The 9222-nt window shown below is 74.8% G+C and carries 8 protein-coding genes; 5 read left to right on the top strand and 3 right to left on the bottom strand.

Annotated features, from left to right (window positions below; all coding sequences use genetic code 11):
- Window positions 1-42 precede the first annotated feature (42 nt).
- Window positions 43-204 carry a hypothetical protein gene (locus AWH51_RS16135; RefSeq protein ID WP_175345443.1) on the bottom strand — a complete coding sequence of 54 codons (162 nt, stop codon included), beginning with the start codon at window positions 202-204 and terminating at the stop codon, window positions 43-45.
- A gap of 98 nt (window positions 205-302) precedes the next feature.
- Between AWH51_RS16135 and AWH51_RS01225 the strand changes: the two genes are divergently transcribed.
- Together AWH51_RS01225 and AWH51_RS01220 are read left to right on the top strand one after the other, a co-directional pair.
- A complete protein-coding gene (locus AWH51_RS01225) occupies window positions 303-2843 on the top strand; it encodes a DEAD/DEAH box helicase (RefSeq protein ID WP_063070316.1) in 2541 nt (846 codons plus the stop codon).
- Complete coding sequence (locus AWH51_RS01220) at window positions 2840-3769, top strand: SDR family NAD(P)-dependent oxidoreductase (protein WP_063070315.1); 930 nt, start codon at window positions 2840-2842, stop codon at window positions 3767-3769. Before AWH51_RS01225 ends, AWH51_RS01220 begins: the two co-directional genes overlap by 4 nt.
- 40 nt (window positions 3770-3809) lie before the next feature.
- Here the strand turns inward: AWH51_RS01220 and AWH51_RS01215 are convergent, their stop codons facing one another.
- The gene (locus AWH51_RS01215; protein WP_063070314.1) at window positions 3810-4928 is read right to left on the bottom strand and encodes a histidinol-phosphate transaminase; all 1119 of its coding nucleotides are present in this window, start codon (window positions 4926-4928) and stop codon (window positions 3810-3812) included.
- A gap of 119 nt (window positions 4929-5047) precedes the next feature.
- On the opposite strand from AWH51_RS01215, the gene AWH51_RS01210 reads away from it, so the two are divergent.
- The 3 genes from AWH51_RS01210 to AWH51_RS01200 are packed head-to-tail and all read left to right on the top strand — an operon-like array spanning window position 5048 to window position 8247.
- Entirely contained in the window at window positions 5048-5977 is a 930-nt protein-coding gene (locus AWH51_RS01210) for an alpha/beta fold hydrolase (RefSeq protein ID WP_063070313.1), read from the top strand.
- Window positions 5978-6029: 52 nt separating this feature from the next.
- On the top strand, window positions 6030-6764 hold the full coding sequence (locus AWH51_RS01205; RefSeq protein ID WP_063070325.1) for an esterase/lipase family protein: 735 nt from the start codon (window positions 6030-6032) through the stop codon (window positions 6762-6764).
- Window positions 6765-6795: 31 nt separating this feature from the next.
- The gene (locus AWH51_RS01200) at window positions 6796-8247 is read left to right on the top strand and encodes an MFS transporter (protein ID WP_063070312.1); all 1452 of its coding nucleotides are present in this window, start codon (window positions 6796-6798) and stop codon (window positions 8245-8247) included.
- Here the strand turns inward: AWH51_RS01200 and AWH51_RS01195 are convergent.
- A complete protein-coding gene (locus AWH51_RS01195) occupies window positions 8244-9221 on the bottom strand; it encodes an NAD(P)H-quinone oxidoreductase (RefSeq protein ID WP_063070324.1) in 978 nt (325 codons plus the stop codon). The genes AWH51_RS01200 and AWH51_RS01195 overlap by 4 nt on opposite strands.
- Window position 9222 lies beyond the last annotated feature (1 nt).

The raw sequence follows: 9222 nt of genomic DNA, 5'->3' as shown, positions 1-9222 counted from the left end.
GGGCACGGCCGAGCGGGAGGGGCCGGGCGGGGCCCGCGGCGGCTACATCGTGGTGGCGAAGCCCACGGCGGCTGCGATGACGGCCCAGAGGGCGATGGCCACCACGATGAGGGCGGTGAGCCCGGTGCGGCGGTCGCGCCAGCGCGCGCGCTCCGCCTCGGTGGGCGCGGGGTCGGGGCTGGGCTCGTGGGGGAGGGAGGGCATCCGGCGACCGTATGCGGCGCAGCCGGGGAGCCGCCGCCGCCTGTGGACAACTCCCGTCGCCCGGCCGGCACCCGCGCGTGGGGGAGGATGGACGCATCATGCCCGACACCGCCCCCGCCCCCACGCTCACCGAGGAGGCGGCCCGCCTGGCCGTGGACGGGGCGACCGACGACGCGATCTACGACGCCTTCGCCGAGTGGGCGCTCGCGCGGGGCATCGAGCTGTACCCGGCGCAGGACGAGGCGGCGCTCGAGATCGCGTCGGGCGCGAACCTCATCCTCTCGACCCCGACCGGCACGGGGAAGTCGCTCGTCGCGGTCGCGGCGCACTTCGCGGCGCTGGCCCGGGGACGCCGCTCGTACTACACGGCGCCCATCAAGGCGCTCGTCTCCGAGAAGTTCTTCGCGCTCGTCGAGCTGTTCGGCGCCGCGCAGGTCGGGATGGTCACGGGCGACTCCTCGGTGAACCCGGACGCGCCCATCATCTGCTGCACCGCCGAGATCCTCGCCAACCGGTCGCTCCGCGGCGGCGCGGACACGCCCGTCGACCAGGTGGTCATGGACGAGTTCCACTTCTACGCGGATCCGCAGCGCGGCTGGGCCTGGCAGGTGCCGCTCCTGCTCCTGCCGCACGCGCAGTTCGTGCTCATGTCGGCGACGCTCGGCGACGTCACCGACCTCGCGGACGACCTCACGCGGCGCACCGGGCGGCCGACCGCGCGCATCACGGGCATCGAGCGGCCGGTGCCGCTGTTCTTCCACTACGCCGTGACGCCCGTGCAGGAGACGGTGGAGGAGCTGCTCGACACGAAGCAGGCGCCCGTCTACATCGTGCACTTCGCGCAGGCCGCGGCCCTCGAGCGGGCGCAGGCGCTCTCCAGCATCAAGATCGTGACGCGCGAGCAGCGGGACGCCATCGCGGATCTGATCGGCGGCTTCCGGTTCAGCACGGCGTTCGGGAAGACGCTGTCGCGGCTCGTCCGCGCGGGCATCGGCGTGCACCACGCGGGCATGCTGCCGAAGTACCGGCGGCTGGTGGAGCAGCTCGCGCAGCAGGGCCTCCTCCGGGTCATCTGCGGCACCGACACGCTCGGCGTCGGCATCAACGTGCCCATCCGCACGGTGCTGTTCACGGGCCTCACCAAGTACGACGGCACCCGGATGCGCCAGCTCAACGCGCGCGAGTTCCACCAGATCGCCGGGCGCGCGGGCCGCGCCGGCTACGACACCGCGGGCACCGTGGTCGCGCAGGCGCCCGAGCACGAGACCGAGAACATCAAGATGCTCGAGCGCGCCGGCGACGACGTGAAGAAGCGCCGGAAGCTCGTGCGCAAGAAGGCGCCCGAGGGCTTCGTCTCGTGGGGCGAGCCGAGCTTCCGCAAGCTCATCGACGCGGAGCCGGAGCGGCTGACCTCGAGCATGCAGGTGAGCCACGCGATGATGCTCAACGTCATCGCGCGTGACGGCGACGTCTTCCAGAACATGCGCGCGCTCGTCGAGGACAACCACGAGCCGCGGATCCGCCAGCTGGCGCTCGCCCGCCGCGCCCTCGCGATCTACCGGACGCTGCGCACCGCGGGGATCGTGGAGCAGGAGGCGGACCCCGACGGCGGGCCCGCGCGGATCACGCTCACGGTCGACCTGCAGGCCGACTTCGCCCTCAACCAGCCGCTGTCGCCCTTCGCGGTCGCCGTGTTCGAGCTGCTCGACCGGGAGTCGCCGACGTACGCGCTCGACATGGTGAGCGTGGTCGAGGCGACGCTCGACGACCCGCGGCCGATCCTGTCGCAGCAGCAGTTCACGGCCCGCGGCGAGGCCGTGCAGGCGATGAAGGCCGACGGCATCGAGTACGACGAGCGCATGGAGCTGCTCGAGTCCATCACCCACCCGAAGCCGCTCGAGGAGCTGCTCGACCAGGCGTTCTCCACCTACGCGGCGAGCCAGCCGTGGATCGGCGACTTCGCGCTCAGCCCGAAGTCGGTCGTCCGCGACATGTACGAGCGGGCCATGAGCTTCAGCGAGCTCATCTCCTTCTACAAGCTCATGCGCTCCGAGGGCCTCGTGCTGCGCTACCTGTCCGATGCGTTCCGGGCGCTGCGGCAGACCATCCCCGACGAGGCGAAGACCGAGGAGCTGCTCGACGTGATCGAGTGGCTCGGCGAGCTCGTGCGCCAGGTCGACTCGAGCCTGCTCGACGAGTGGGAGGAGCTGTCGCATCCGACCGCGGCACCCGGCGACGCGCCCGTGCTGCCGCCCGCGCCGAAGCTGCTCACCTCGAACACGCGCGCGTTCCGGATCCTCGTGCGCAACGAGATGTTCCGGCGCGTGCAGCTCGCGGCCCGCGAGGACCTCAACGCGCTCGGCGAGCTCGACGCCGCCGCGGGCTTCGACGCGGACGCGTGGGGCGAGGCGCTCGACGGCTACTTCGGCGAGTACGACCGGATCCTCACCGACGGCGATGCGCGCAGCCAGGCGCTCGTGACGATCGAGGAGCGGCCGACGGAGTGGATCGTCCGGCAGGCGCTGCACGATCCCGAGGGCGACCACGACTGGGGGATCGAGGCGACGGTCGACCTCGACGCGTCGAACGAGGCAGGCGAGGCCGTCGTGCGCGTGACCCGGGTGGGCACCCTCTCGTGAGCGCGGCGCCGGTCCTGCCCGACCTCGCCGGGCGGACGGTGCTCGTCACGGGCGCGAACGGCGGCATCGGCTTCTGGACCTCGGCGCAGCTGGCCGGCGCGGGCGCCCGGGTGCTGCTCGCCTGCCGCTCCGCCGAGCGCGGGGATGCCGCCGCACGCGCGCTCCAGGCACGCGTGCCACGGGCCGACGTCGAGTTGGTGGCCCTGGATCTGGCGAGCCTCGCGAGCGTGGACGCCGCCGTCGGCGCCGTGCGGGAGGAGATCGACGCGATCGTCGCGAACGCCGGCCTGACGCCCGCCGGCGGCCGCGCGCGCCACCGCCGCACGACGGTCGACGGGTTCGAGGAGCTCATGGGCACCAACGCGCTCGGCCACTTCGCGCTCGTGGCCGGGCTCGCGCCCCGGCTGCGCGCGGGCGGCCGGGTCGTGATGCTCGGATCCCTCGCCCACCGCTTCTCGCCCCTCGACCTCGGCGACCTCGCGGGGGAGCGGCGCATGCCCGCGCTCGTGCGCTACGGCCGGTCGAAGACGGCCTGCATGATGCTCGGGGACGCACTCGACCGGCGCTGGCGGGCCGCGGGATCCGACCGCATCGCGCTGTCGGCGCACCCCGGCTACGCGGTGGACGCGCTCACGCCGCCGCAGGACCCGGCCGTCCGCCCGAGGGGCGCGGACGCTGCGCGTCGACGCCTCGCCCGCGCGGGACGCGTCGTCGTGCAGGGCAAGGACGCGGGCGCGTGGCCTGTCGTGCACGCGGCCGCAGCGAGCGGCGTGACGGGCGGCGCCTTCTGGGGAACCGCCGGGCCGCTCGAGCTGAAGGGACCGCCGGCGCCCGCCTTCGTCGCCGAGCACGCGCGCTCGACGGCCGTCGCCGAGCAGCTGTGGGCCGCCGCCGAGGACGCCACGGGGATCCGCTTCCGGCCCTGAGGAAGGGCGACGGTGGCGACAGCGGGCGGGGGGGGCGGAATCAGTCGCGCGGCGTCCCGAGCACGTCGTCGAGCGCGTCGCGGAACGCGGCCGTCTCGGCGGGCGTGCCGACGGAGACGCGCAGCCAGCCCTCGGGGCCGGTCTCGCGGATCAGCACGCCCCGGTCGAGCAGGCCCTGCCACACCGCGTGCCGGTCGGGGAACCGGCCGAAGAGCACGAAGTTGGCGTCGGACGGCGCCACCTCGAAGCCGCGGCCGCGCAGCCAGTCGACGAGCCCGTCGCGCTCCTCCCGGAGCGACGCGACCTGCGCGAGCAGCACGCCGCTGTGCCGGAGGGCGGCGGTCGCGCTCACCTGGGTGATGCGGGACAGGTGGTACGGCAGGCGCACGATCCGCAGCGCGTCCACGACCGCGGGGGAGGCGGCGAGGTACCCGAGCCGGCCGCCCGCGAACGCGAACGCCTTGCTCATGGTGCGCGACACGATGAGGCGCGGGTGCTCCGGCAGCAGCGAGACGGCCGTGGGCACGCCCTCCCGGCGGAACTCGGCGTAGGCCTCGTCGATCACGACGACGCCGGGAGCCACCGACAGCACGTGCTCGATCTCCGGGATGGTCAGCGCCGTGCCCGTCGGGTTGTTCGGCGACGTGAGGAACACGACGCTCGGCTCGTGCTGCTCGATGAGCGCCGTCACGTTCTCGAGGTCGAGCGTGAAGTCCTCCTGGCGGCGGCCGGAGACCCAGCGGGTGAGGGTGTTGCGCGCGTACTCCGGGTACATCGCGTAGTGCGGCGCGAAGGACAGGGCCACGCGGTCGGTGCCGCCGAAGGCCTGCAGCACCTGCTGGAGCACCTCGTTGGATCCGTTCGCCGCCCAGACGTTCTCCGGCCCGAGCGGCAGGCCGCTGTCGGCCGTGAGGTAGTCGGCGAGCTCGGTGCGGAGCTCCAGGAACTCGCGGTCGGGATAGCGGTTGAGCCCCCGCGCGGCCTCGAGCACGGCCTCGCTCACGGCGACCGCCACCTCCTCGGGCAGCGGGTGCGGGTTCTCGTTGACGTTGAGGAGCACCGGCACGTCGAGCTGCGGGGCGCCGTAGGGCTCCTCGCCTCGGAGGTCGTCGCGGAGGGGCAGGTCGGCGAGGGTCGTCCTCGACCAGTCGGGGCTCATGTGTCTCCTCTTCGGGTGGGGGTTCCCATCCTCCCATCGCTCCCGGCGGGGGCCCGTCGCCGGCAGCCGGTCCGCGCACGCGCGCCTTATGCGCGGGGGCCGGCGGCTAGGGTCGTCGGATGCGCTCCCCCCTCGTCCGGCTCACCCGCGTCCGGCGCCCGGGGGACGTGCACCGCACCGAGTCCTCGCCGCCGCGCTGGCTGCTCCTCTCCCGCCGCTACGGGTCGCGCGCGATCCCGGTGGACCACGACCTCGAGCGCCGCACGGTGCTCGGCTTCCGCGTCGCGATCAAGGTGTTCCGCTCGCCGCGCGGGAACGCCGGGCGCACGCTCTCCGCGGCGCCCTCGGGGATCGGGTCCGCGGGGCCCGCCGCCGGCCGGCCGTCGTTCGTGCTCGTGCACGGGATCGGCGTCTCCTCCCGCTACTTCCACCCCGTCGCGGCGCTGCTGGCCGAGCACGGCGACGTGCACGCGATCGACCTGCCGGGCTACGGCGAGTCGCCGCGGGTGCACCGGGACGTGACGCTCGACGACCACGCGGCCGTCGTCGCCGAGGTCATCCGGACGCACGGCCTCGTCGACCCGGTCGTGGTCGGCCACTCGATGGGCTCGCAGATCGTCGCGCGCCTCGCGGCCCGGCACCCGGAGGTCGCCGACCGGATCGTGCTCATCGCGCCGACGCTCGATCCGCGGAAGCGCGGCGTCGTGCGGGCCGGCCTGGCCCTCGCGCACGACACGCTGCGCGAGCCGCTGCTCTCGAACGCGGTCGTGATCGGCGACTACCTGTTCCGCTGCGGCGTGCCGTACTACCTGCGGCAGCTCCCGCACCTCATCCAGGACCGGGTGGAGGACCGCGCCGGGCGGATCCGCGCCCGCACGCTCGTGATCGTGGGCGACCGCGACGCCGTGGTCGACCGCTCGTTCGCGCGCGACCTCGCCGACGCGATCCCACGCGGACGCCTCCATGTGGCGCACGGGCCGCACGTCGTGATGTTCACGGATCCGGTCGGCGTCGCCCGGGCGATCGTCGAGCATGCCCGACTGGGCTGATCCGGCCGGCGACGTCGACCCCGCCGCCGCGTCCCCCGGCCAGGATGGAGGGGTGACCGCCGACGGACGAGACGCCCTCCCGCCGCTGTCCCCGCTCGCGAAGGCCGTCGACTGGGCGCTCGACTACGCGTACGTCCTCCGCTGGCAGGCCGCCGCCGCGCTCTCCCGGGACGACGCGCACGCCTTCGAGGACGGGCGCGACGACCGCCCCACGATCCTCGTGCTCCCCGGCGTCTACGAGCGGTGGCAGTTCATGCTCCCGATCATCCGGCGGCTGCACGCGCGCGGCCACGGCGTGCACGTGGTGGGCGCGCTCGGCGCGAACGTCGGCCGGGTCGCCGAGATGGCGCGGCGGGCGCGCGCCCGTCTCGAGGCCGCCGACCTCCGGGACGTCATCGTCGTCGCGCACAGCAAGGGCGGCCTGATCGGGAAGCACCTCATGGCCTTCGACGACCCCGACCGGCGGATCCGGGCGATGGTCGCGATCAACGCGCCCTTCGGCGGCTCGTCGTACGCGCGCTTCATCCCGATCCGCAGCATCCGCGACTTCTCGCCGCGCAACGGCGCGCTCGTCGCCCTCGGCCGGTCGCGGGAGGCCAACGCGCGGATCACGAGCATCCACGCGCGGTTCGACCCGCACATCCCGGGCGGGAGCTCGCTCGAGGGCGCCGTGAACGAGCGCGTCGCCGCCGCCGGGCACTTCCGGATCATGGGCGACGAGGACGTGCTCCGCCGCGTGGAGGCCGCGATCGACCGCGCCGGGCCGCCGACGGGCCCCGCGGCCTGATCCGGCGCGCCGCCCGGCGCATACTGGGCTCATGCCCCACCCCGCCGCCCCCGCCCGATCGAGCGGCGGGACCAGCGGCACCGCGGAGGGCCGCGGCCGCACCGTCCTCGTCGTCGCGATCCTCGCCTCCTTCGTCGCGTTCCTCGACGGCACGGTCGTCAACGTGGCGCTGCCCGCCATCGGCGCGGACCTCGGCGGTGGCCTCGTCGTGCAGCAGTGGGTGGTGGACGCGTACCTCATCACCCTCGGCGCGCTGATCCTCCTGGCCGGGTCCCTCTCCGACGCCTTCGGCCGGGTGCGCGTGCTGCGCTGGGGGCTCGTCGGCTTCGGCGTCACGTCGCTCGTGTGCGCCGTCGCCCCGTCCGCGGGGGTCCTCATCGCCGCGCGCGCCGCCCAGGGCGCGGCCGGGGCGCTCCTCGTGCCGAGCTCGCTGGCCCTCATCTCGCAGACGTTCCGGGGAGCCGCGCAGTCGCGCGCCATCGGCTCGTGGACGGCGTGGACCGGCACCGCGATGCTCGTCGGGCCCGTGCTCGGCGGCGTCCTCGTCGACGCGCTCGACTGGCGGCTCGTGTTCGGCATCAACGTGCTCCCCATCGCCGTCACGCTCGCGCTGCTCGCGCGGCTCCCGCACGATGCGCCCGCGGCCGAGGGCACGCGCGTCGACGTCCCGGGCGCAGTGCTCGGCGCGCTCGGGATCGGCGGCCCGGTGTTCGCGCTCATCGAGCAGTCGCGGCTCGGGCTCGGCCACCCGCTCGTGGTCGCCAGCCTCGTCGTGGGCATCGCGTGCCTCGTGCTGTTCGTGCTCCGCGAGCGCCGGACGCCGCATCCGATGCTGCCGCTGTCGCTCTTCCGGGAGCGCGACTTCCTCGTCGGCAACATCGCGACGGTCGGGATCTACGGCGCCCTGTCGCTCGGCGGCTTCGTGATCGCCGTGTTCCTGCAGCAGGCGGGCGGGCTGTCGGCGACGGCAGCGGGCTTCGCGCTCGTGCCGACGACCGTGATCATGCTGCTGCTGTCGACGCGCTTCGGCGCGCTGGCCGGGCGGATCGGGCCGCGCCTCCTGATGGGGATCGGCCCCGTCGTCGCGGGCGGCGGCTACCTGCTGATGCTTCGGGTCGCGGAGCCGGTCGACTACTGGTCGCAGCTGCTGCCGGGCATCGTCGTGTTCGGCCTCGGCCTCTCGATGACCGTGGCGCCGCTGACGTCGACCGTGCTCGAGGCCGTGCCGTCCGCGCAGGCGGGCATCGCGTCGGCGGTGAACAACGCCGTGTCCCGCGTGGCGGGCCTCGTCGCGATCGCCGCCATCGGGCTCGTCGCCGGGGCCGACCTCGACGTCCCGGCGTTCCACCGCGTCGCGCTCGTCACGGCCGCCCTGCTGATCGCGGGCGGGCTGGTGTCCCTCGTCGGGATCCGGTCGCGCCGGGCGGCGGGGCCGGACGCGGCGCCCGCCGACGCCGTCGGGACGGACGCGCCCGGGGCCTAGACGGCCAGCAGCACCTTGCCGACGTGCTGCGACGACGCCACGTGCGCGTGCGCCGCGGCGGCTTCCGCGAGCGGGAAGACGCGGTCGATCACCGGGCGGACCGAGCCGTCGACCACGGCGGGCCACACGTCCGCGCGGATCGCGGCGACGATGCGGGCCTTGTCGTCGGCGTCGCGCGCCCGGAGCGTCGTGCCCCAGATCCGTCCGCGCCTCGCCATGAGCTGCCCGATGGCGATGCTCGTGGGCGCGCCGCTCTGCGCGCCGATGACCATGATCCGGCCGTCGCGGGCGAGCGCGCGGATGTCGCGGTCGATGTAGTCGCCGGCGATGGCGTCGAGGATCACGTCGGCGCCGCGGCCGCCCGTCGCCTCGCGGAGCGCCTCCACGAAGTCCTGCTGCCGGTAGTCGATGAGGATCTCGGCGCCGAGCGCCCGGCATGCGTCGAGCTTGGCGGGGCTGCCGGCCGTCACGGCCACGCGCGCACCGAGGCGCGTCGCGAGCTGGATCGCCATGGTGCCGATGCCGCTGGACCCGCCGTGCACGAGGAGCGTCTCGCCCGGCTGGAGCCGGGCGTCGAGCACGACGTTCGACCACACGGTGGCGACCACCTCGGGCAGCCCCGAGGCCGCGACGAGGTCGAGCCCCGCGGGGACCGGGAGGACGTGCCGCTCGTCGACCGCGACGAGCTCCGCGTAGCCGCCGCCCGCGAGCAGCGCGCAGACGCGGTCGCCGACGGCCCAGCGCGTCGCGCCCTCGCCGACCGCCTCGACCGTGCCCGACACCTCGAGCCCGAGGTGCGTCGGCGCGCCGGCGGGCGGCGGGTAGGCGCCCTCGCGCTGGCTGAGGTCGGCGCGGTTGACGCCCGCCGCCGCCACCCGGATGAGCACCTCGCCGGGTCCGGCGACCGGATCCGGGAGCTCGGAGAGGGAGAGGACGTCGGGGCCGCCGGGGGAGGGGAAGGTGATCGCGCGCATC

The organism is Clavibacter tessellarius, from assembly GCF_001618005.1.
In the GTDB taxonomy this organism is placed as follows: Bacteria; Actinomycetota; Actinomycetes; order Actinomycetales; family Microbacteriaceae; genus Clavibacter; species Clavibacter tessellarius_A.
Note: the sequence above shows the minus strand (reverse complement) of the source record. Positions and strands in the feature narration are given on the sequence as shown.